Source organism: Fibrella aestuarina BUZ 2 (assembly GCF_000331105.1).
Classification (GTDB): Bacteria; Bacteroidota; Bacteroidia; order Cytophagales; family Spirosomataceae; genus Fibrella; species Fibrella aestuarina.
The window spans coordinates 5,859,530-5,882,513 of record NC_020054.1 but is presented as its reverse complement, the minus strand read 5'-3'; the positions used below and the strand labels follow the sequence as shown (position 1 = coordinate 5,882,513).

16 protein-coding genes are annotated in these 22,984 nt (G+C 59.9%); 2 read left to right on the top strand and 14 right to left on the bottom strand.

Features of this window, described 5'->3' with window-relative positions; translation table 11 throughout:
- Positions 1-123: 123 nt before the first annotated feature.
- Both FAES_RS24340 and FAES_RS24335 read right to left on the bottom strand, forming a co-directional pair.
- The gene (locus FAES_RS24340) at positions 124-1,215 is read right to left on the bottom strand and encodes an MraY family glycosyltransferase (protein ID WP_015333860.1); all 1,092 of its coding nucleotides are present in this window, start codon (positions 1,213-1,215) and stop codon (positions 124-126) included.
- A 67-nt stretch (positions 1,216-1,282) separates the two neighbouring features.
- The gene (locus FAES_RS24335) at positions 1,283-2,491 is read right to left on the bottom strand and encodes a DUF1972 domain-containing protein (RefSeq protein ID WP_015333859.1); all 1,209 of its coding nucleotides are present in this window, start codon (positions 2,489-2,491) and stop codon (positions 1,283-1,285) included.
- Positions 2,492-2,944: 453 nt separating this feature from the next.
- Between FAES_RS24335 and FAES_RS24330 the strand changes: the two genes are divergently transcribed.
- Entirely contained in the window at positions 2,945-4,084 is a 1,140-nt protein-coding gene (locus FAES_RS24330) for an FIST signal transduction protein (RefSeq protein ID WP_015333858.1), read from the top strand.
- Complete coding sequence (locus FAES_RS24325; RefSeq protein WP_015333857.1) at positions 4,071-7,454, top strand: PAS domain S-box protein; 3,384 nt, start codon at positions 4,071-4,073, stop codon at positions 7,452-7,454. The genes FAES_RS24330 and FAES_RS24325 overlap by 14 nt, the downstream gene beginning before the upstream one ends.
- A gap of 4 nt (positions 7,455-7,458) precedes the next feature.
- Here FAES_RS24325 and FAES_RS24320 read toward each other — a convergent pair whose 3' ends face one another.
- From FAES_RS24320 to FAES_RS29310, 12 genes are all read right to left on the bottom strand, one after another.
- Entirely contained in the window at positions 7,459-8,610 is a 1,152-nt protein-coding gene (locus FAES_RS24320; RefSeq protein ID WP_015333856.1) for a glycosyltransferase family 4 protein, read from the bottom strand.
- Positions 8,558-9,880 carry a glycosyltransferase gene (locus FAES_RS24315; protein ID WP_015333855.1) on the bottom strand — a complete coding sequence of 441 codons (1,323 nt, stop codon included), beginning with the start codon at positions 9,878-9,880 and terminating at the stop codon, positions 8,558-8,560. The genes FAES_RS24320 and FAES_RS24315 overlap by 53 nt, the downstream gene beginning before the upstream one ends.
- The gene (locus tag FAES_RS24310; protein WP_015333854.1) at positions 9,867-10,643 is read right to left on the bottom strand and encodes an acyltransferase; all 777 of its coding nucleotides are present in this window, start codon (positions 10,641-10,643) and stop codon (positions 9,867-9,869) included. Before FAES_RS24310 ends, FAES_RS24315 begins: the two co-directional genes overlap by 14 nt.
- Positions 10,640-13,060 (bottom strand): hypothetical protein, encoded by a 2,421-nt coding sequence (locus FAES_RS24305; protein WP_041258359.1) that lies wholly within the window; start codon positions 13,058-13,060, stop codon positions 10,640-10,642. Before FAES_RS24305 ends, FAES_RS24310 begins: the two co-directional genes overlap by 4 nt.
- A 126-nt stretch (positions 13,061-13,186) precedes the next feature.
- The gene (locus FAES_RS24300) at positions 13,187-14,494 is read right to left on the bottom strand and encodes an O-antigen ligase family protein (protein ID WP_015333852.1); all 1,308 of its coding nucleotides are present in this window, start codon (positions 14,492-14,494) and stop codon (positions 13,187-13,189) included.
- Between the two features lie 15 nt (positions 14,495-14,509).
- Entirely contained in the window at positions 14,510-15,631 is a 1,122-nt protein-coding gene (locus FAES_RS24295; RefSeq protein WP_015333851.1) for a glycosyltransferase family 4 protein, read from the bottom strand.
- Positions 15,583-16,872, bottom strand: a complete 1,290-nt coding sequence (locus FAES_RS24290) for a lipopolysaccharide biosynthesis protein (RefSeq protein WP_015333850.1) — start codon at positions 16,870-16,872, stop codon at positions 15,583-15,585. The genes FAES_RS24295 and FAES_RS24290 overlap by 49 nt, the downstream gene beginning before the upstream one ends.
- Positions 16,869-19,064: a GumC family protein gene (locus tag FAES_RS24285; protein WP_015333849.1), complete on the bottom strand. Its 2,196-nt coding sequence runs from the start codon at positions 19,062-19,064 to the stop codon at positions 16,869-16,871. Before FAES_RS24285 ends, FAES_RS24290 begins: the two co-directional genes overlap by 4 nt.
- 65 nt (positions 19,065-19,129) lie before the next feature.
- Positions 19,130-19,882, bottom strand: coding sequence for a polysaccharide biosynthesis/export family protein (locus FAES_RS29315; protein ID WP_158408812.1), 753 nt, complete (start codon positions 19,880-19,882; stop codon positions 19,130-19,132).
- A 5-nt stretch (positions 19,883-19,887) separates the two neighbouring features.
- A complete protein-coding gene (locus FAES_RS24275; RefSeq protein ID WP_015333847.1) occupies positions 19,888-20,331 on the bottom strand; it encodes a response regulator in 444 nt (147 codons plus the stop codon).
- A gap of 193 nt (positions 20,332-20,524) precedes the next feature.
- The gene (locus FAES_RS24270; protein WP_041258358.1) at positions 20,525-21,559 is read right to left on the bottom strand and encodes a sensor histidine kinase; all 1,035 of its coding nucleotides are present in this window, start codon (positions 21,557-21,559) and stop codon (positions 20,525-20,527) included.
- Positions 21,556-22,620, bottom strand: coding sequence for a sensor histidine kinase (locus tag FAES_RS29310; protein WP_158408811.1), 1,065 nt, complete (start codon positions 22,618-22,620; stop codon positions 21,556-21,558). The genes FAES_RS24270 and FAES_RS29310 overlap by 4 nt, the downstream gene beginning before the upstream one ends.
- Positions 22,621-22,984: the final 364 nt, after the last annotated feature.

Here is a 22,984-nt window from a genome sequence, read left to right as displayed (position 1 = left end):
TAATAATTGTGCCAGTATCGTGCCAGAATTTGGGCTCGGGAGGCTGAAACAGGCCAATCTGAGCGGCTTATTCTATGTAAATAGGCTCATATTTACTAAGTTAACAAAAACTACCCACAAGCGCTAGATCGTTTCTAATTTTCTGACAAGCCGGTAACTTTTAAGAAAGGAATGGCTAAGTTGGATAAATGTCGTGTAGGCAATAATGAGGCCGACCTGAAGCAAAAAGATGCTAGAAATGCTTAGGGCGAACGAGCCGACCCAGGAAATAGCCATCACCAGGGCATGAACGCCCACCAGCCGGAGCGTGATCTGCGAATGGGCGAATCGGTGCTTCAGTAACCAGTGATGCATGTGGTTCCGGTCGGGCGTAAATGGCGATAGACCTTTGAGCATGCGGCTACCGAAGACCCGTAGCGCATCGATGATCGGGATGAGGCAACTGGCCGTAATGAGGATGACCGCTTGCGGGGCGTAGGGGGCGGCCTGCCGATAGGCTCCTTCCAGCAGGGCTATCCCCAGCGCGGCCGTCAGAAACCCCAGCACTACCGAGCCGCCATCGCCCATAAACAGCCGGGCGGGGCGCCAGTTGAACCGCAGGAAAGCCAGTAATGCGCCCGTGAGTGGGCCAAGCAGTAACAGCCAGTGGGGTTGCCCCAGGACGACCGCCAACGTACCCAGGAGCACCATGTTGATGAGTGCCAGGCTGCCCGCCAGCCCATCGACGCCATCGATGAGGTTGAAAGCGTTGGCCATCCCCGTCAGAATCAGCACCGTCAGGCCATATTGCACCGCTACAGGTAGGGCCGTGATGCCAAACAGGCCGTGCAATGAGGTGAGCCGGATGCCGTAGTGGGCCACCAGCAGCGCGCAGCCGATCTGAATGAGCAGCCGGATGGTTGCCCGCAGGTTGAGCCGATCGTCGAGCACGCCGGTGATCATCAGCACCAGCAGTGCCAAGGCGAGGGCGCTGTTGTCACCGAAGAGCTGTTGGAGCGGCCAGTAAAGTAAGGTCGTCAGCAGCAGCGTCAGGCCGATAGCCAGCCCGCCAATGGCCGGGATCAGCTTCTGGTGAACTTTACGGCTGTTAGGCCGATCGACCAGGCCAACGACCGGGCTAACCCGGATCAGGAGTGGGAGCAGCAGCCAGCATAGGCCCAGACCAAGGGCGAAGCCGGTCAGTAAGGTAGCGAAGGTGGGTACGTTCAGGTGCATGAGGTGCGTATGAAAAAATAATAGTTGGACAAGCGTGTTGAATCAGTTGGATAAGCGTAACAAGGTCTTATTCATAGAAGTAAGCGGGCGTGCTCAGGTGCGCCAGTTCCGATTCGACAAGCCAGTGAGCGGGTAACTGCCGACCGGCTTTCGAGATGAGGGTGCTTTTGGCTGAAGTCTGCATGACGGTGCGAACCAGAAAGGCATATTTCTGCGCAATCACCGACCAAGTATACCGCCGATGGGCAATGGTTTTCATGACGGCCGCCTGGTATTTCAGGTCGGCGATCGACGTGCGCTGAATGTGCCGCACCAGTTCGTTGGCCGTTTTGAAGAAGAGCGCCCGGTTTTCGGTAGTCGTCCGGTTGTAGGTGACATCGAAGGCAATGACCGGCAGGCCAAGGTACATGGCTTCGACCAGCGACGGGTTGGTGCCGCCCGCACTATGGCCGTGGATGTAGACGAGGCAGTTGCTGCGGAGCAAATCGAGCTGCCGCTGATCGTAGATCGGGTCGAGCAACAGCAGGTTCTCAACCCCGCGGTACTGCTCGCGCAACTGAGATCCGTAGTCGCTGTTGGTCCAGTTGCCCACCATCACCAGCCGATGCCGCGGCAATTGAGCGAAGGCCTCCAACACCAGGTGAATGTTGTTTTCGGGCTCGATACGGCAGACGGTAAACGCATACGGATTGGCCAGAAACGGGTACTGCTCCCGATCGGCGTTGGTCGGTTTCACGGCCAGGGTATGGTCGGCGCCGTATTCGATGATGTGGCTCAGCGTTTTGTACCGAATGGCGGTGTAGTTCTGGATCGACTCATTATCCGAAATGTCGGCGTGGGAGTAACGCACGGCCAGCCACTCGGCTGCCCACAAATACCAGCGGGCCAGCTTGCGCCATTTGTTGCGCTTCCACTCGATGCCATCGATTGAGATGATGATTTTCTTGCGGGTAAACCACCGCACAAACGGCAGCATGATGCCCCCGCTCACCCCCAGAATCAGCAGCACGTCGGCGTAGAAGAGCGCGTGTAGGATGCTGACGCAGTCGTAGATAATGCTTTGCAGGCCGTTGGCATCAAACGGCAGGTAGATCAGGCGAGCGCCTTTGTAGTGGGTCTGTCGCTGGGCGGCGCCGTACTTCTTCGTGGTGCAGTAGACCGACATGTCCAGCTCAGTGCCCAACTGGTCTACCAGGTGCTCGGCCAGGGTTTCAAAACCGCCGTATTTGGCCGGAATGCCAACGGTTCCGATAATAGCTACAGTAGTCTTACTCATGGGTTTTTCCTGTTGATGTTACCCCCAATAGCCTAAGGCGTGCCAAACTCAGAAAAGGCCTCTATCGAGCTGTTTTTGGGTGTTTAGCATCAGGGCTATTCCAGATTATGGAAAACCATTCCACAAAGGAAAAGGCAGGGAACAGACGCGGGCTCGCTTCTCAGCGGCCCCGGCCGGGTCAGGTACGTTCCCGGCCACATGGTCACTACCTGGGCAACGTACCTGAGCACTCGGCACGGCTAATCCACCTTTAAGCGCAGCTTGAGAACGCGCCCGACAGGCTTCAGACCGAGTGTAACCCAGCCGGCACACTCGTCCAGATTCTGGACTTTTTTCCAGAATCTGGACGAGTGAAAAGCCGTTTTGGCCGTAAATGAACCGCTTGAAGGGGTAAGGCAGGTTGGCGTTGATTTTGTAGCAGTTGTGCCGGTTACTCCATCCTTCCCCTTCGCTATGCACGTGTCTATCGTCCAGTATGCTGACAACCAATGGTCCACGCATACCATCAGCAAGTCGGCAACCGATCAGGCGGCGCAACTAGTGCTATGCTTCGGGGCCAAGGACTTGTTGGCGTCAACTACCATCTACGACACCGTGCGAGCCCGTTTTCCGGTGGCCGATATCGCTCTGTGCAGTACCGCCGGTGAGATCTACCACGACCGGGTGCAGGACGATACGCTGGTGGCGGTGGCGCTGTCGTTCGGGGCGACCCGCCTGCGAACGGCCTCCGTCAATATCGGCGACTTTGCGACCAGCCTCGACGCTGCCCGCCAACTGGCCCGCCAACTGCCTGCCGATGACCTGGCCTACGTGCTGGTCTTGGCCGACGGAGCCCTGGTCAATGGCAGCGAACTGGTGAAGGGCCTCTGCATCGACGACCGCCGCATCCTGATTACGGGTGGTCTGGCGGGCGATGCGGCCAAGTTTCAGTCCACGCTGGTTGGCCTCAACGGGCCGCCCGTAGCCGGGCAGGTAACGGCCATCGGGTTCTACGGCCAGAAACTGCTCGTGGGTCACGGGTCGGCGGGTGGCTGGACCATGTTCGGGCTGGAAAAAGAAATCACGCGCGCAACCGGTAACGTTCTCTACGAAATCGGCCACGAAAATGCGCTCGATCTGTACAAAAAATACCTGGGTCCGGATGTGGAACACCTGCCGGGGGCGGCGCTCTACTTTCCGCTGTCGGTAACCATTCCGGGCGAAGACAAACCCGTCGTGCGTACCATCCTGTCGATCGACGAGGCTCAGAAAACCATGACGTTTGCCGGCGACGTACCGGTGGGCGCGCGGGTACGTTTCATGAAAGCCAATTTTGACCGGCTGACGGCCGCCGCCGCTACCGCCGCCCAGCAGACGGCCCTGCCCGGTGGCGTTGAACCTGCGCTGGCGTTGCTGGTCAGTTGTGTGGGGCGCAAACTCATTTATGGCCCACGTATTGATGAGGAAGTTGAAGCCGTAAGCGAGACACTGGGTCATCAGGTGCCGCTCATCGGTTTTTATGCCAATGGGGAACTGTCGCCCGTCGACGAGGGGGGCAGTTGCCAGCTGCACAACCAGACCATGACGATCACCGCTTTTTATGAGCTACCATAAGCTGTTACAGAAGCAGATAGCCCGGTATCTACCCGACGACCTACAGGCCGAGCCCGCGATGGCCCGCCTGCTGGAGGTGGTCAGTGAGTCGTACCGGGCCCTGGAGCGCGACCGCGAACTGGCCGAGCGCGCCTTCACGATCAGCGAGGACGAATACGTGCAGCTGAACAACCGGCTTCAGCACGAACTAGACGTCAAGAAATTATCCGTCGAGAAACTAACCGAGGCTGTCAGTACCATTTCCGGCGCTGATATTCAGTACGATGCCGACGATTTGCTGGGTATTGCCCGCCTGCTCAACCAGCAGGTATCGAAGCGAAAAAACGCCGAAGAGGTTTTTACCTCGCTCATCGCCAACATGCGTAGCGGGGTGGTGCTCGAAGACGAACAGCAGCAGGTGGTGTTTATCAATCAGGTGTTTTGCGACCTGTTTGGCATCGATACGCCCCCTCAGCAACTGTCGGGCACGCACGGTCAGGTCCTGACAGACCGCATCAACCAACAGGCGAAAGCGCCCCACGTCGTGAGCCGCGACATGGCTAATACGCTGGCCAACCGCTGGCTGGTGCAGGGCTACATGCTGGAGCTGGCCACGGGTAAAACCTACCAGCGCGACTACATTCCGATCTACATCGATGACGCCTACAAAGGGCATTTGTGGAGCTATACCGACATCACCGAGCGCAAGGCCAATCAGGACGCGCTGGTGCAGAGCGAGCTGAAAAACCGGCTCATCATGAATGCCGCGCTGGACGCCATCGTCACGATTGATACCGAGGGGTTAATTACGTTCTGGAACCCGCAGGCCGAGAAAATTTTTGGCTGGGCTGCCGCCGACGTCATTGGCCGAAAAATAGCCGAGGTCATCATTCCGCCAACGCATCGGGCGGCGCACGAAGCGGGCATGGCCAACTACCGCACCACCGGTATCGGCGACGTGCTGGGTAAACAGATGGAGCTGCCCGCCATTAACCGGGCTGGAGACCTGTTCCCCATCGAACTGTACATCATCCCGGTCAACCAGGGCGACGATACTTTTTTCTGTTCGTTTATCCGGGATATTTCGGCCCGAAAAAAGGCAGAAACCGAGCTGGAACGGCTGTCGCTGGTGGCGAGTGCCAACAAGAACGGGGTGGTGCTGGTGGGGCGCGACGGCCGGATCTTCTGGAGCAACGAAGGCTTCTGCCGGCTCACGGCCTACGACAACGACGAGATCATTGGCCGCACGCCCATGGAACTCTGCCGCGGGCCTTTTTCGGACCGGGAAGCGCTCAAAACGATGGTCAATTCGTTTGAAAAAGGCATCCCGTTCGACATAGAGGGTATTCACTACCGCAAGGATGGCAGTTGGTTTTGGGGTCGCACCGAGGGGCAACCGGTGGCCGACGAAGCAGGTACCGTCACGCACTATTTCTCGATTATCGAGGATATTTCGGCCGAAAAAGTAGCGCAGCGCAAACTGAAAGAATACGAAGAGCGGCTGCGGATGGCGCTCACCAACGTAGGCGACAACTACTGGGAGCACGATTTCAGAACGGGCAGAACGTATTTCTCAAACCCATCCAATAACCTGCTGGGCTACCAACTCGACAAGCATATCGACGTGGCCGGGCTGTGGTGGAGCCGGGTTCACCCCGACGACCGGCGTCTGCTCGAGGAAAACGACCGCCAGTATAAGCTGGGGTTGATCAGCCACCACCACAACGAATACCGGATTATCCACCGCGACGAATCGGTGCATTGGGTGCTCGACCGCGGGGTCGTGACCGAAAAAGACGGCGACAATAAGCCGCTGAAAATTATCGGTACGCATATCGATATTACCCGGCAGAAAGAACTGGAACTGGAGTTGACCAAAGCCAAGGACGCCGCCGAGGAACTGGCGCGGGTTAAAGAATTATTCCTGGCCAACATGAGCCACGAAATTCGCACACCCATGAACGCCATTATGGGCATGGCCAACCGGCTGTCGAAGACGAGCCTGCATCCGGATCAGCAGTATTACCTGTCGATCATTCAGTCGGCTACCGATAACTTGCTGATTATCATTAATGATATTCTGGATCTGTCGAAAATCGAGGCGGGCAAGCTGACACTCGAAAAAATCGGGTTCGAGCCGAAACAGGTTATCGACCGGGCCATGCAGGTGATGGTGCACAAAGCGGAAGAAAAAGGGTTGCTGTTTACCAACGCCTTCTTCGACCCACGCATCGCCCCGGTGCTGCTCGGCGACCCCTACCGGCTCAACCAGATCCTGCTTAACCTGCTGTCAAACGCCATCAAATTCACCCAGAAGGGCCACGTCAACGTTAGTTGCCACCTGCTGAAAGGGAGTCGGAATCAACAGTTAATTGAGCTGACGGTGAGCGATTCGGGCATTGGCATGGATGAGGCCTTTACGAAACGGATTTTCCAGACCTTCCGGCAGGAAGATGAGTCGGTGACGCGCCGGTTTGGCGGGACGGGGCTGGGCCTGAGCATCAGCCACAATCTGGTTGAGCTGATGGGCGGCACCATGCAGGTGAAAAGCAAAAAAGGCGTGGGTACGTCGGTGTCGTTTCAGGTGCCGTTTCCCAAAGGCGACCCCGACAAGCTGCCCGTCAAAGAGGCCGAGGTTACGGATACCGACCGGCTATTGGGTAAACGCATACTGGTTGCCGACGATAACGAGATGAACCGCCTGGTGGCTTCTACCATGCTGTCGAGCTATGGGGCCATCATTGAGGAAGCCCAAAACGGCGTTGATGCCCTCGATAAACTGAAACAACAGGCTTTTGACCTGGTGCTGATGGATATTCAGATGCCCGTGATGGACGGCGTGGAAGCCACCCGGATCATCCGGGCCGACATCAGCGCGCAACTGCCGGTCATTGCCCTGACGGCCTTTGCCGTAAAAGGCGACAGCGCCAAGTTCATCGGGGCGGGTCTGAGCGACTACCTCGCCAAGCCCTTCAGCGAAGAACAGTTGCTGGCGATAGTGGTACGGTGGCTGGAAAAAGCTGAAGCTGCTTTGCTACCCGCTGCCGCGCCCGAGCCGCCACTATACGACCTGTCGACGGTGATGAATCTGGCGAAAGGCAATCAGGCGTTTGTCGATCGGATGGTCGACCTGTTCATGCGGTACGGCCCCGAGTCGGTGCAGGAGATCAGGGCTGCCTATGCCGCCGGGCAATTTGAGCAGGTCCGTAAGGTGGCCCACCGTGTCAAACCGTCGATCGATAACATGGGAATCAGCAGCCTCACCGCCGACATCCGGGCGATTGAAGCCAACGCCGAAACCTGGCAGACCTCGCCCGAGCTGGAAACCCTGATCGATAAGCTCGATCGGGTGATGAATGTGGTGGTTGAGCAATTAAAAGCCCGCGCCTGACCAACTAGCTTTGCGCCGGACCGGGGTAGGGCAAGTGCGCGGCATCGGCAAGGGCCGCCGATGGATCGAGCGCCGCAAACGCGCTGAGCAGCCGGGTCTGGAACGTACGCGTTGAGAACTGAGCTGCCCGCTGGCGCGCGGCCGCGGCCAGTTGGCGGTACAGGATAACGTCGGACGAGAGCCGCCGCAGGGTTTCTACCAGCACCGGCAACTGCCTGACGTCGATCTGAAAGCCTTCCTTCCCGTGGTCGATCAGCTCGCAGATGCCACCCACGGTGGGCGTGATTACGGGGCGTCCGCAGGCCATCGCTTCCAGAATCGTCAGCCCAAAGGTTTCGACCCAGGCCGTGGGGTGCGACAGGTTGAGCACCACGTGCGCCTGCTGGTAGAACGGAATGGTATCAGCCTGGGCCGAATACACGAAGCAGTTGGCGGGGGGAGACGCCGTGCGCACAAACGTGTCGACGTCGGCTTCGCCCGCATTCAGCACCAACGTGAATTGAATATGAGGCAGGCTGCGCGCGCACCCCACAAACTCATGGATGCCTTTGTAGGCTTTGTTGGAACACAGCATCAGCGCCGTAAAGGGCGACACCATGTTGGGGGAGCTGATGGACCGGGCCTGTTGCAGAAATGAATCGGGCAGGGCGTTGTAGATGAGCTGGCTCGCGGGGCGGCGCAGGCCCGTTTGCTGTTGGGTATAGGCCGATACGAACAAGGCTCGCCGGGCGGTTTGGTTCGCCACGGCCACGAGCCACGCCTTCAGCAGGCGGGGTTTGATGCTCACCTCGTGCACGTGATACACCACCGCGCACCCGCGCAGCCAGCCCGCCAGCGCGGCCCCAAACGGCAGCAGCGTGTTGATGTAGACCCGATCGGTCGAACGTAGGAAGAACAGCAGCCTGAAAAAAAGCCGCCCCTGCACGAGCAGGTAGTTCAGCAGTGTCACGAGCCTGGTCGGCGACCAGCGGTAGGGAAGGGGGTGGAGCGTAACGCCGGGCAGGTCGCTGAGGAACCCACAGCCGCCCGGCGTGGCCGTAAAGAGGTTAACGCTGTAGCCGTCGTGCCGGAGGGCGTCGAGGGCTTGCCGAAAAACGAGCGGACTACCGCTCCAGTCGTTCAATAAGTGGATGGCAACGATACGATTGGTCTTCATGCACCGGTGGCGTAACGCAAGGGTTTATGGATAAAACAGTTTGGTAAATCTGATGTAGTTGCTCGCCCCGTACCGACCAGTCGAAGGCCGTTTCGAAGCGATGCAGCGCCAGCCTGCGTTCGTGCTGGTAATGGGTGGGTTGCCGCAACAGCGCGCTCAGGTGGCTGGCCATCTGGGCGGCACCAGCGGCCAGGTCATGATCGGGTACGCGCAGCGACGAATCGGGGTGTACAAAGCGACCGGGGCCTTCGTTGGCCCAGCAAACAACGGGTAGGCCGTAGCTCATGGCCTCGGCCACCACCATACCCGCCCCTTCGTGCGACGGAAACAGAAACACCGACGCTGAGCGGTAGCAGGCGGCTACCTCGTCTTTGGGCAACCAGTTGATGAGGTCGGTGCAGTGCCCGATCCGTTCCTGCGCGATCAACCGCCGGATTAGCGGTTCGGCGGGCCCACTGCCCACGAGCGTGAGGCGGGTGCGCAGTTGCTCGGAGGGGGTAAGCTGGTGATAAAACTGAGCAAACGCCCGCACGGTGGTGGTGAAGCCTTTCAGGGCCACAAACCGCCCCACCGATAACACCCGGAAGAGGTCGGTCGCTACTGGTGCCGGGCCAACGGGCGGTGACGCCACCGACGGCACGATGCTATAGCGGTGAGCGGGCAGTTGCAGGGCTGTTGCCGCCGCCTCGTTCATGCAGAGCACGTGGGCGGCGCGGCGCTTGCTCAGGCGCAGCCACGGGTCGAACGTCCAGAAGGCGCGTTTCATCGTCCAGAGCAGCCGGTCTTGCAGCCAGGCTTTGCGGCCGTGGGTACGTAGTTCGGCCGTGGGAACGGGCGGATGATGCCCAACCGGCCCCCAGATGAGCGGTTTACCCAGCAGCCACAGAAACGTGGGCGTCCAGTCGTTGTGGAAATTGACGTTATGCACCAGGTCGACGGGGAGCTTTTTGCGCCGCAGCCAGAGGGCGAGGCTCAGCTGCCAGCCGTAGTAATAGATCATAGACAGCAGCGGCCCCTTCTTCCAGAAACGCAGCCAGGCGGGCCAGTCGAAATACAGGAACTGTATCCGTTGCCGGAGTGGGTCCAGGTCGGGGTGCTCGTCCCAATAGCGCTCGATGGCGGGCTGGTTGTTGGCCCGCGTGACGGCAATGACCCGCTGGTAACGGGCAATTTGCAGGATAAAGTGCCAGCCCATACCGTCTTCCGACCCCTTGTAGGGGTTGACGGCGTAGGTGGTAACCAGCACGGTGGGTAGGTTATCCGTTGGCATACAGTGAGTCAGGTACGTTCATACTGGGTACGTCCGTACTGGGTACGTCCATACGGACAGAGTCGGTGGGTACGTGGGTGCGTGGGCGCAGCAGCCGGGCCGGTACGCCGCCGATCAGGCTGTTAGGTGGAAAGCTTTGGGTGACGACGGCCCCGGCGGCCACGACGCTGCCCGCACCGATGGTGACCCCGCTGAGCACGGTAACCTTGCTGCCAATCCAGCAATTGGCCCCAATCACGATGGGTTGCCGCTCAACGCCCTGGAGGCGGATGGGTACGTCGGGATCGGCAAACTGGTGGTTTTCAGGGTGGCAACTGAAATACTGCCCGATGATGCAGTCGTCGCCGATGACGAGCCCGCCCGCACCACCCAGGTAGGCAAACTCCCCAATGCCCACGCGGTCGCCCAGATGGATGAACTGGCCGGGGTTGTCGAGGGTAGTGGAGACGACCAGGCGGCTGAAGGCACCCAGGCTGACGTGATCACCCAACTGAATGCCGCCCGTGCTGATCGCCGAACAATAGACGTAGTCGCCCAGCTTCAGAAAACGACCCCAGCGGATCTGTGGCAGGTTGAAGAACCGGACGCCCCGGCCCCGCAGCATCGCTTTGGGGTTGCGCCCGTGCAGCAGCACCCGGCTACCCCGCAGCAACGCCAGCCCCTGCTGCCAGCCAAAGGCCCAGAGGAGGTACTCACTCAGCGCCGGGGCGAGCCGAAACTGCGGGTTACGCAGCCGGATGATTCGTTCGAGCAGGGCTTTCATAGGGAATAGGTCTGGATGCGGTCGAAAATCTGACTCAGAGTGCGGGGCAGGTGCTGGTTGAGCACCGGTAGGTACTCCGACGACGGATAGCGTTTCTGGAGTCGTTCAAACAGCCGCAGGTATTGCCCCGTCAGTTCGGTGATGGTAGCGGCGTCGAGTTCCTGTTTGCGGCGCAGGATATCGTCGGCGGGCGCATACAGAAACACGTTAAGCCGGGGTTTCAGCAGCAGCCCGTACAGGCTCGTCACCAGCCCCGTCGGCAGGTTGATGTTGCTGCGGCGGCCGTCGTTGATAAAGTCGAAATAATAGCGGTCGTAGAGCACGATGTACCCCCGCCAGACGTACTTGACCTGCACGTAAAACTGCCCCAATAAATAGTCGGTGTAGTAGTAGGCGAAGCGTAGCAATGATGAGAGGCTGCTCTGGTTGGTGCCCTGCCGCGGCAGGGTGCTGGCGGCCCGCTGTTCGGCCTGTGCTTTACCGTACTGCCAGGCGCTCAGGATGGGCAGGAGCGAGGGGCGGTGACGCAGCACCACCACCCGTTGCCGCAGCCGTTTCTCAATCTGGTGGCGGGTTTGCTCGATGACTGTTGATTTACCTGCGCCGTCGACCCCGCTAAACGTAACGATCAGGCCGCGCCGGAAGGCAAAGGAGCGGAGCGTATCCCAGCCGTAGGCCAGCCGGTTGCGCAGGCCCCGGCAGCCCTGGTTGGCAGGGCGTTGCTGCACGGCGCGCGTCAGTTCGGCCGGGCTGGGTACGTTGTCGGGCTGGGTTGAAAACAGGGGGCGGTAGCGGTCGGGCAGGGGGGCGTTGTTGAGGCCGTAGAACAGGCGGAGGTAGGTCTGCGTGTGCAGCAGGCTGGGTACGTTCAGGCCGTGGCTCGCCCGCGTGGCTTCCTGCCAAACGGGTTCGGCGGGCATGAAATCGAGCTGTTTGCGCTTGAATTGCCAGATCAGGTCGACGTGCAGGCAGGAGCCATCGGCGCCAAACAGATGCAGCTGGTTCATGAAGGTGCGTGACTCGGCCACGAGGTGATGCGCCAGCGGGTGTTGCCGCAGGTAGGCGGTGAGCTGGGCGGCGACCGGGCGGGGCAGACACAGGTCCAGATCCGACGAGTCGGGCAGGTTGGCCAGCCGATCGCACTGAAGTTTGAGCGCGGCGTGGGGGCGGTCGTGCAGCCAGAACGCCAGATCAGCCAGCAGCAGCTGGCGGTCGGTGGCTACCTGCCGCCGGTGAAGCCAGTGTGTGAGGGCGTCGTTCCAGGTGGCGAGTAGCCAGTGAATCTGCCGGTGCCAGTTGGGTTGCCGGTTGTAGATTGAAAGGTAGTAGGTGAGCGTGTGGACCAGGTAGAGCAGTTCGGCCAGGTCCGGGTCAACGGCCTGTTGTTGGCAGAAAAGCTGCCATTCCGGTTCATTCAGCGTGCGCTCGATTGTTTGCCGGATGGCCTGGTAGCCCCGGTTGCCGATCAGGATATGCGACTGGTAGATGAAGTGAAACAGGTCGTAAAGGCCCGGTAGCGCGTCGTGTTGCAATTCCCAGTCGATCACGCACAGCCGGTTATGGCGAAGCAACAGGTTCCAGGGCGTAAAATCACCATGGGCCGCCGCCAGCGCTACCGACGGCTGACCGTCGAGGTGTTGCATCAACTGGTCTGCCTTGTCGAGCAGGGTTACCGGCAGGCGCGGGTCGTTGGTGGCGCGCAGGTCGGCCAGGGTTTGCTGGGCCTGCTGCCAGAAGGCGGCCTGCCGCAGCGGTTGCCGGTGCCAGTTCCGGCGGGCCAGTTCCCGCATCACCCCGGTGGGTAGATCGGTCAACTGGTTGACGGGCCGAATCTCGGTCGTGCCCAGGTCTTCCTGCAATACTATCCCCCGGCCATGGGCGAATACGGCCGGTACGTCGACTAGTCTGAAGGGCTGCGCCTGTAGCTGTTGCAAGGCCAGCGCTTCGCGGCGGACCGTCTGAATGGCGGGTTCGGCCAGGGCGATTTTGAGGAAACAGCTTTTCCCGCGAAACGAATCGAACCAGATAGCCAGCTTGCGATTGGGGCCGACGGTGCCCGTGAACAGCGCCCAGCGGCTGACGCGGGTGTGTTGCAGCAGAGCCGTTCCCGCTTCGGTGGTGTACATCGTCAGTGTGTCGTGCGCGACCCAGCGGCCCAGTTTCAAACGGAACAACCACTGGACTACCCAGACAAACAGCCGGGCGCGCCAGCTGCTGCGGTGGTAGAAACGCAGGAAATCGGGCTGGGTAGCGTGGCTGGGCCACAACCAGCGGATGCTCCCGTCCGGGTTGCGGTACAGGTGGCAGGGCAGGGGCTGATCGTAGGTGGCCGAGGGGGCAAAGGCCAACGGCAACCCGATGGTTCTCAGGCCGGCTTTGATCAGCCGACTATCGGCAGCGTAGCGGTGGGTTCTCATGCCAGCGCCTTCTGCCAGTTCTGTGCCAGTTGCCCAAAAAGGCGTAATTAAGCGGATTGAGGCCCTGGCGTGATTGGTACGTTCCGAAGACAGGAAAGCCATTCCAAAATCTGGAAAGAGGGTCGGTCAGGCACCCACCAACTCGGGCCGACGACGGCGCAGGTATAGCCGTTCGCCGGGCGTAAGGCGGGGATTGACCGACAGGCTGATGTAAAAAATCAGGAGCTGATAGAACAGGATGCCGTAGTTGGTTTCGCCAAAAATGCCAAACTCGGTAAAGGAGTTGATCATGATGGGAATGAGAATACCCACGCAGATAAGGCTCTTTTCGCGCTCGGCCACCTGCAAAAAGCCCCGGATCGTGAACAGCAGTTGGAAAAAGACGATGGTAAAGCCCACAAACCCCAGGTTCATGAGCACCTGAATGAAAGTGTTGTGCGTCATTTTGGCGGCGTAGGTGAATACGTGCTCGCCCTGGAAATAATCGGTTTTGGCAATGCGCATAAACCCGAAGCCGAAGAAAGGCGCCCGGGGGAGGCCTTCGGTAATCAGCGCCGTCCAGAACGGCAGACGGCCGGTCATGCTCATCACCTCGTCGAGGCCACCGCCGTTTTCCTTGATCAGCAGCTTTTCCACGGCTACCGGCACCGCCAGCACGGCCCCGGCATACATCATCAGCTTGAGGCGGGTGTTGGACGACTGCCGAATGTGGAAAAAGGCGATCAGCAGACAGCCGATGGTCGACGAGCGCGAGCCGGTCAGGACGATCGCCCACATCAGCAACCCGATCTTGACGATCGTCCAGACGACGCGGTGCTGCCGGTAGAAGTTGAAGATGAAGCAGGAGACGCCCACCGCGCAGAGCATGCCGAGCTCATTGGGGTTCATGATGAACCCGCCGAGCCGGGCCTCTTCGCCACCGTGGGTAAGCCGGTAAAAGGTGTCGGGATCGACGTACATGCCGACCAGGAAGATGGAGATCATCATCATGACGGCGTTGCCGACCACCTGATACATCTTCACCATGCTCCCCGCAAAGAAATGGTCGAGCAGGATAAAGCAGGCGATGAAGTAATAGCAGAACACCAGCCCCTCGAAATCCATGAACCATTGCAGCCCCGAATAGCCGGGGTCGGTGGACCAGGTGATGGAGACGAAACCAAGCAGCAGGTAGGCCGAATACAGCAGCGGCGAGAGGCTATGCTGCCAGCCAAACGACGCCACCGCCCCGCGTTTAATGATGACCCGATACAACCACCAGATGGAACTCGTCATGGCGATCCGGCTGATCACTTTGATGACCCGCGTGATGGCGATGTTGTTGCTCCACGTAAAGAAGCCGCCCAGTTTGATGAACAGAATGACGGTGAGCCAGAAACTGACCATCCGCAAAAAACGGCTATGGTCGACCTCGGTGGTGCGTTGGAGGGTCATGGGGGTTGGGGGAGATTAGGCGAGTGGGCGATGGCTAATGAGCCGGTACAACTGGTCGAACAGGTCGAGCTGACGGGGCCAGTTGAAGGCATCGTCGACCATCCGCCGGGCGTTTTGCTGCAGGCTCGTGAGCCCGTCGGTCTGCCACTGCTGGTAGAGGCGCGCGAGGCCGTCGGCCACCTCATCCGCGGTGCCCTGCTTCACCACGCACCCCGCCCCAAACGACCGGACGGCATCGCCCACGTTGGTGGCCTCCGAGATCAGGCAGGGAATGCCCAGCGAAGCGGCTTCGAGCACCGCGACCGGCAAACCTTCGTAGCGCGAGGCGTGCACAAACACACTACACTGCTGGAGCAGGCGCAGCTTATCATCGCCAAACTGACTGCCCCAGAACGTGACTGCCTCGCCCAGCCCGAGCGCATTGGCCTGACTGGTGAGTTGGGCGCGGTGAGGGCCGTCGCCCAGCAGCCACAGTCGGGCATTGGGGGCTGTCTGGCGAAACTGTGCAAAGCCATCGAGCAGCCGGTCGAGCCCTTTGTGGTCGCTATCCAGCCGTCCGCAGAAGCCCACGACGAAATCGGACGACACGCGCGGGATGGGGGGCGTAGTGGCCGAAAAACCGTAGGGAATCAGCACCGATTTCTGGTTTGGAAAAATGCGTTGCAGCCCGTCGATTTCGCTTTGCCCCAGCGCGTGAATGGCACTGGCACCCAGCAGCAGCGGGCGTTCGAAGAGGGAAAAGTAAAGCCGTTTGCGCAGGCGGCTCCGTTGCAGAGCGTGCCAGTTGTAGTTGCCGTGGGGCGTAATCAGGTACGGAATCTGCTCCTGTTGCAGGAACCGCGCGGCGGCGTAGAACCGGGGCACAAAGCCGCCGTGCAACTGCACCACGGTGGGTTTATGGTGCCGAATGGCTCGCTTCCAGGCGGTGTCAATCCCGAACGGATTTCGGCTGGCGTTGAACAGGCGCGTGGTGTAGGTACGTTCGGGGTAGTCGTGGACGGGGTTGGCCGAGAAGCCCCAGACTTCAACGGCAAAGCCAGCCTGCTGCTGTTGCGTAGCCAGCTCATGCACGACTTTGTTGACCCCGTTCATTCGGGCCGGATTGGCCTTGCCGAGAATAAGGTGAATGATTTCCATGGAGATAAACCGTTGTGTTGTAAGACCAGCAGCCAGTAGGCCAGCAGGATGACTTGCGTGAGAAACAGCCCCGCCAGCACGCCCGCGAGTCCGTAGTTTCCGATGAGCCAGGAGGCGGTGCTAAGGCTGCCGAGGGTCGCCAGCGCGTAACCGACGAAATAGTGCCGGTTGAGTTGCCGGACCCGCAGCAGCAGCCGGATGGGGTAGCTGCTGACGACCAGCACATAGACCGCCGTGAGTCCGTACATGACGTAGGCAAAGGCCCGGTAGTCGGCCCCGCCCGCGAAGGTGAGCAGCGGCTCGGCCCCGATCGTGAGCAGCAGCAGGATCGGCCCAAACCCAAGCAGGCTTTTGAGCAGCACCCGCCGCAGGTACGTGATCAGGGCGTCGGGCGTCGGCGCCAGTTGGGCGGCCCGGGGCAGCACGTAGCTTTCCAGCGCCTGCAACAGCACGTTGAGCAGCCCGAAGATGTACTGCGCCAGCCGCAGCGCGCCCAGGGCCGCCGCGCCCAGCCACCAGCCCGCCGCCAGCACGAAGAAGTTGCCCGCCAGCCACTGCGTGAGCGCCGAGAGGAGCATCCAGCCGCCCTGCTGCCGGTGGTGTTGCCCCACCAGCGTGAGCGACGCTACCCGAAACCGGCCGGGCCGTAGCCCCACCAGCCCCAGCGCCACGGAAGGCAGAAACGTGAGGCCCACGATCCAGAGCGCCGATAGCAGCGACAACGTACCCAGCCAGTGGCTTCCCCCCAGCAACAGCAGTTGCCCGGCATTCGTGAGGCCGTCCAGCAACAGCGCCCGCCCGGCCCGTTGCTGGGTCAGCAGCAATTTCCGCAAAAAATCCTGCAACAGGTAAAGGCCCGTGCCGATGCCCGCGGCCACCAGCAGGCCCGTCTCGTAGCCGGTAAGAAAGAAGGGCAGTTGCGTCGCCAACGTACCCAGCCCGGCCAGCCCAAGCAGCCAGCCCAGTTGGGCGTAGAGCAGCCCGTCGGTGTAGCGTTTGCGAAGGGGCGGGGCGAGGTTAGCCCAAACGATGGGGTAGATGCCGCTGCCCACCGCCTGTTGCACCGACAGCAGAAACAACTGGCACAGCACCACCGCCGAAAACTGGCCGTAGGCTACGGCGCCCAGCGCCCGGGCCAGCAATAGGTTGGTCAGGAAGGCCGAGCCGCTAACAACGACCTGGTCTGCCAGGACCAGCCCTTTTTGAGACGCTAGTTCGCGTTGGATGCGTTGCGCGATCATGCGGGCAGGGCTTTGGGTTTGGGTTGAGCGGGGCGGCGTCGGCCCAGCTTCCGCAAAAACTGGAACGCCTCGCGGAAGATCGATGGCGTGTAGCCCGCCCGGTTGAGCACAAACTCCATGGGGGGCAGGTGCAGGTTCTCCTTGAGCAGATCGGCCTCCAGAATCCGGTTTTGCCGGGTACGTCGGCTGTCGAGCAGCAGCAGGTTCAGCGTGGCCGAGGCCATCAGCATCGCCGCCGCCGACTCCTGCGCGAGGGGCGCATTTTTGACCACGATCACGTCGAACTGGTTGCGCCAGGCGTTGAGCAGCGGTTGCCAGGTGATGGGCCGTTGCCAGTGCTCGTCGACCTGCGGCAGATCGACATACGTCACGTCGGGCTGGTCGATGCCCGCCGTCATGGTGCCGTCGGCATCAACCACCAGCACCGATTTGCCCAGGTTGGTCATGGCCTGCACCAGCCCGCGGGTGATGGTTCGCTTGCCTTCCTGACTGTCAAACGACGAGACCACCACCACCGCGCCCGATTCGAGGCGTTGTTTAAGGTCCATGTGCAGCGCCCACTGCCGGAAGAGCAACTGCGCCTGCGTGGGTTTGGCCAGAAACGGAACGGCAGCGGCAACGGGCGTTTCGGAGTTTTTCTGAATAAGGGTTACGGAGTTCACCCGCGCTTTCATAAAATGCACGCCGTAGATGATCAGCACGCTGAACAGCAGGCTCAGGAAGCCTGCCAGCACCTTGGTAAGCATGGGGTTGGGCGAGATGGGCTTCGTGGCCACCTTGCCTTCCGTAATGACCCGGTGAAACGAAATGGTCGCCGCCCGGGCAATATCGGCTTCGGTGCGCTTCTGGTGCAGAAACCGGTAAATCTGTTCGTCGAGGCTGAAGTTGCGTTCCAGCACCGTCATGGTTTTTTCCTTGGTGGGCAACCCGATAAACGTGGCCTCGGCTTCGCTGATGGTTTCGCTCAGGTCGCGGTGTTTGATTCTCAGGTTGGTGAGCGTGTTGTTGATGCTCTCGCGCATGTAGTCGGCGAGGTCGTTCATCTGCGTGTCCAGCAGCCGCACCTTCTCGTGGTCGGGGGTGTAGCGCACCAGCAACTCGCGGCGGTCGCCCTGCAACTGCTTCATTTTCTTGATGATCTCCGTCGACAGCAGGTCGGTGAAGGCCTCGAAGTTGGGTGCCGTTTTGAGGAAATCGGGATGCTGCCGGATGGAGCGGCTCAGGCTGTCGATGGCCAGCATATTCATGTGGACGCTCGACAGCTGTTTTTTCAGGTCCGAAATTTTGCGCAGGTCGGTTTCGGTTTCCTGCCGGATGTTGATGATGTTTTTGTTGTTACGGTAAGCTTCGATGGCCCGTTCGCTGGCCGACAGCCGGTCCTGGTAGGCTTTCAGCTCTTTAGCCAGAAAACCAGAGGTGGTGTCGGCGGCCCGGAAACGGTCGTTGACACCGTCGGCGATGTAAGCCGCCGCAATGCCGTTCACCACGTCGGCGGCTTTCTGAGGCACCGGACTTTTGTAGCTGATGCGCAGCACCGGAATGTCTTTGTCGACGGCCATCACGTCGAGATCACCCACCACCGACTCCACCACGTTTTCCTGACTGCGGACAATGAATTCGAACCGGTCGTTGATGACCAGATTCGGCCGTTTGGCCAGCAGGGCATCGTTGCGTCCGATGAAGAGCGTGCCGTCGTCGAAGGTGAGAATCTGGTTGAGTTTGCCCTGAAGGGTTTTTCCGCCCGGCAACGTGATCGTCAGCAGCGTGTCGCGCCGGATCGCCAGCCCAAACACCTGGTTATAGAGCTTGGGGTTGGACAGGGCCGCCGTGATCCGCACCGGCGACTGCCCATACAGATCGGTTTTGCGCAGGCTACCAACCCGGTAGATGCTCACGGCCAGATCGAGGGTCGACAGGGCTTTGGTCAGCAGCACGTTCGACTTCAGCAGTTCGACCTCGGCCAGAATCTTGTTGGCATTGACAAACACGTCGAAATCTTTGTAGAGGTTGGCGCTGGGAGCCCCCTCGTTTACGTCGGCCAGCTTAATCTTCGCCATGCTGTCATACATGGGCGTCGCGTATTGCAGGTACCGGCCTGCCAGAAACAGCGCGATGGCCATAACCAGGATGGTGAAGGGCAGGCCGCGCACAAATGGCCCCAGCAGCCCCAGCGTTTTTGATAGCTCCGACATACTATGTTGAGTGCTCTGTTGGCTGGCGACAACGTACGCTGGCGGCAGTGAACGGAGTACAGTGTTTAAAAGAAGGTTTTGAACAGCACCGCGAGGGTGGTAATGGCACTGGCAATGGGCAGCACACTGGGGCCCGCCCGTTTGTCCCAGAATTTGCCTTTCCGGGCTGGTACGTAGATGATGTCGCCGGGTAGGATGGCGATGTTCCGCCGGTCGAACTGATCGATATGCGTCAGGTCGATGGTGATGGTGTGCGGTTGTTCGTTGATGGTGCGAATGACCTTTACGGCCTGCCGGTCGGCATACATGTCGAAGTCGCCCGCCCGGCCTACCAGTTCCACCAGCGAATTGGTCTCTTTTTCAATCAGAAATTTGCCGGGGCTTTTCAGCTCACCCAGCACGGTCACTTCGCGGTTCAGCACGCGCACGTCGATGATCGGGTCGACGAGCCACTTTTTAAACTCACCCAGCAGCCGCTCGCGGGCTTCCAGCAGCGTAAGCCCCGCCAGGTGTACGCGCCCGATTTTCGGCACGGCCACGTCGCCGTTGGGGTCCACCAGCACCCACTTGCCGTAGACTTCGTTGGCGCTGTAGATGCTGTAGAGCGAGCCCACGCTCAGGTCGTCGTGGTTCCAGATGCTGATGCTCACTTTGTCGTCTTTGCGGATGCGGTACTGCGTTTGTTGCTGACCAAAGAAAGTCGAATCGACGGGCGCGGCTACAGGGGTGGCCGGAGCCTGGAAGAGGTTGCGCGGGGCACAGCTCGACAGCCAGCCCGCGAGGACCACCATCAGCGTGTAGAATAGTGGGCGTACCATCGGTTTCATATGGCACCCAGCATGGTCAATAGTTTCTGCCAGCGGCCACGTGGGCGTTGCTGCAACAGCGCCATCACGTTCTGAATCTTTTTGAGCACCGACTCGATCTTTTCGAAGTCGTTCTGGCCTTTGATGATGTAATCGAAGGCACCGTACTTCAGGGCGTCGACGGCCACCTGCAGGTCGTCTTGCCCGGAGATGACCACCAGGTAGATGTCGGGGTTGAACCGCTTGATTTTCCGCAGCACGTCGAGGCCATCGAGGGGTTCCATGCGGTAGTCCAGCAGGATTACGTCGGGCTGATCGGTGAGGCGGTTCAGGCACTCCTGGCCGTCACTGAACAACGTGATGTTGGTGTAGCCGAGGTTACGGATAAACTGCTCGTAGAGGTTCTGGCAGAAGAGATCGTCGTCGACGATGAAGATGGAAAGAGATTCGTTGCTGTCCATAGCTGATCGATTTTGTCAGCATGAAGTCGAAATCTGTGCCAGTACGGTAAATCTTCTGATTATCAGTAAGTTGTATTATGGAGTGCGTGTCTGGATTCCCGCCGGTGGAAAGCCGTTCCATTTTGTGGAACGCAGAAAAGGCAGGCCCTTTGCCCGGATATGATGCCTGTTTTTCAACAGAAGAGGCAGTAACCTAGCGTTGCAACAACGGTAGCGTGACCGCAAAGAACAGGCCGTCGTCGTCGACCCGCATGGTGCCCCCGCCCAGCAGCCGGAACTGGGTCGCGATGTTCGCCAGCCCGATCTGGTTCGAGAGCACCCGGCTGTTTTTGCGTTGCAGGTTGTTACGCACGACCAGGTGGCCGTCCGGCTGGCTTTGAATCTGAATGGTCAGCGGTTGTTCGGGTAGGATCACGTTGTGCTTGACCGTGTTTTCGAGCAGGAGTTGCAGCGTCAGCGGTGGCAGCAGCCGCTCATGGAACTGCGGGTCTACGTCCTGATCGAGGTGAATGTGTTCGCCGTAGCGGGTCCGTAGCAAATGGAAATAAGACTGGGCAAAGTCCAGTTCGGCGGCCAGCGTCGCCAGTTGGCTTTCGTTGCTACGGAGCAGGTAGCGATACACACTCGCCATCTCATCCACAAACAGTTCGGCCTGCTGCGGGTCTTCTTCAATCAGCGACGAGAGGGTGTTGAGGCTGTTGAAGAGGAAGTGCGGGTTGATCTGGCTCTTCAGGCTTTCAAACTGGCTTTGCAGGTTCGCTTTTTTCAACTCCTCGGTTTCGCGCAGCTTCTGTTCCCAGCGCTCAAACGTTCTGACGCCCTCGTACAGCGTAATGACCAGCACCACCACCAGCAGTTCATACCCCAGCGCCCAGCCCAGCCGCCCCGGCCGTAGCGGAAACAGCAGGCCGTCGGCCCAGCTGTAGAGGCTGTAGATCAGCACCACGGCCACACTGCCCGAACACAAACACCAGCCCAGCAGCCACAGCAGCCGGGGAAAGAGCTGACTGAGGCTCGGAAAAAGCCGGTTGAGGTATAACCCCGCTGCGTTGTTGACCAACCAGGTGGCAAAGGCGACCCCCAATGCCACTACCGTGGCAAACAGGGCCGTGGGCCAGTCTTGCCAATAGCGGGTTCCCAGTAAAATCGTGTTCAGAATGACCACGTAAACGGGAATGATCACCAACTGCAAGAGTTCATCCTGATTGGAGTAGCGCGTCACCTTCATTTCATGGGCACATTCGTTAGCGAAAGGGTGTCCAGTACCTGCTCTTTCTGCGCCAGCGGCAGGCTCACCACAAACTGCTGGCCGTTGTCGGTAATGAGTGGTGGCGGTAGCTGCAGCGATTCGTAGCGGGCTGCCAGCAGGCTGAGGCCACCCTGTTGGGCAAACACGACGGCTCGTTTGCGCTGAATGCCGTTGCAGACCACCAACGAGCCGTTGGCCGGCGTGGCCAGGTGCAGCGTCAGCGGTTTGTCGGGCAGCAGCACGTTGTGTCGCAGCGCATTCTCGATCAGCGTCTGTAACGAGAGCGGCGGCAGCCATTGGTCGAGGTATTGCTCACCGACGTTGATTTCCCAGCGCAGCGACTCGCCGAATCGGGTGTCGAGGAGGTAACGGTAGGCCTGCAAAAACGTCATCTCTTCGTCCAGCGTTACCAGTGGCCGCTGCCCCGCCTGCAACAGGTAGCGATATACGCTCGACAGTTCATCGAGAAAGAGGCCCGCCCGGCCGCGATCTTCGGTAATCAGCGCCGAGAGCGAGTTGAGGCTGTTGAACAGAAAATGTGGGTTGACCTGGTTTTTAAGGTTGTCGTACTGGGTTTGCAGGCCCACTTTTTTGATAGCCTCCGACTCCTGTACGGCCTCGCGGTATTTCTGGATGTAGTAGATGAGTTCGTAGAAGGCCCCCACAAAAAGCACGCAGACCAGCCCCACGGCGATCAGGCGGGCGTAGACGGTCCAGTTGATCGCGATGGCGGCGAGGTTGGTGAGGTCGGCGAGCCAGATGATCAGGGCCTGTAGCGAGGAGGTAATCACGAAATACCCGCCGAAGGTGATGAGTACCCGCCGCCGGGTTTGCCCGATGCCGGTGTAACGCCGCCGTACAAACAGCAGCCACCGTATGGTGATCTCCCACATCAGCAGCGCATAGGCAATCCCCACCGCCGACCAGAAGGCATAGGCCACCAGGTTGTAGTGGCTGTCTTCCAGGTACAGCAGGTTCGCCATCAGAATGATGAGCGGTATGCAGATGGCACGAAGCCAGACATCATTGGGACGTTCCAACGGGGTAGGAGGGAGAAAAAAACGAACCATGACAAACGTACCGATTCTACGGGCGATCTCACAGCGCCAAGCCCCGCAAAGTAGTAGGGAACTCGACCAGAAAAAGCCCTTCATGGGCGGAGGAACGTACCCAGCCACCTGTATAGGGGTTCGGGCGAAGTTACTCAGACGCATTGGGGCTGCCGGGCTGGTTATGGGCGAGGGTGCATAAGGTCAGGACGTTGGTTGCGGTGCGTCAGCGGCTTTGTCCTAAAACTCGCACCCTGCTTCGGCCGGTCCAACCGGCAGACGGGCGAACCCGCAAAAGCGCTGGATGAAGCGGAACAAACGAGTCAGCAACTGCGCTGCCTAAAGCCGCCTGGCC

Coding starts and splice junctions, on each gene's coding strand:
- FAES_RS24340 (WP_015333860.1), bottom strand. CDS start 1,215: ATGCACCTGAACGTACCCACCTTCGCTACCTTACTGACCGGCTTCGCC.
- FAES_RS24335 (WP_015333859.1), bottom strand. CDS start 2,491: ATGAGTAAGACTACTGTAGCTATTATCGGAACCGTTGGCATTCCGGCC.
- FAES_RS24330 (WP_015333858.1), top strand. CDS start 2,945: ATGCACGTGTCTATCGTCCAGTATGCTGACAACCAATGGTCCACGCAT.
- FAES_RS24325 (WP_015333857.1), top strand. CDS start 4,071: ATGAGCTACCATAAGCTGTTACAGAAGCAGATAGCCCGGTATCTACCC.
- FAES_RS24320 (WP_015333856.1), bottom strand. CDS start 8,610: ATGAAGACCAATCGTATCGTTGCCATCCACTTATTGAACGACTGGAGC.
- FAES_RS24315 (WP_015333855.1), bottom strand. CDS start 9,880: ATGCCAACGGATAACCTACCCACCGTGCTGGTTACCACCTACGCCGTC.
- FAES_RS24310 (WP_015333854.1), bottom strand. CDS start 10,643: ATGAAAGCCCTGCTCGAACGAATCATCCGGCTGCGTAACCCGCAGTTT.
- FAES_RS24305 (WP_041258359.1), bottom strand. CDS start 13,060: ATGAGAACCCACCGCTACGCTGCCGATAGTCGGCTGATCAAAGCCGGC.
- FAES_RS24300 (WP_015333852.1), bottom strand. CDS start 14,494: ATGACCCTCCAACGCACCACCGAGGTCGACCATAGCCGTTTTTTGCGG.
- FAES_RS24295 (WP_015333851.1), bottom strand. CDS start 15,631: ATGGAAATCATTCACCTTATTCTCGGCAAGGCCAATCCGGCCCGAATG.
- FAES_RS24290 (WP_015333850.1), bottom strand. CDS start 16,872: ATGATCGCGCAACGCATCCAACGCGAACTAGCGTCTCAAAAAGGGCTG.
- FAES_RS24285 (WP_015333849.1), bottom strand. CDS start 19,064: ATGTCGGAGCTATCAAAAACGCTGGGGCTGCTGGGGCCATTTGTGCGC.
- FAES_RS29315 (WP_158408812.1), bottom strand. CDS start 19,882: ATGGTACGCCCACTATTCTACACGCTGATGGTGGTCCTCGCGGGCTGG.
- FAES_RS24275 (WP_015333847.1), bottom strand. CDS start 20,331: ATGGACAGCAACGAATCTCTTTCCATCTTCATCGTCGACGACGATCTC.
- FAES_RS24270 (WP_041258358.1), bottom strand. CDS start 21,559: ATGAAGGTGACGCGCTACTCCAATCAGGATGAACTCTTGCAGTTGGTG.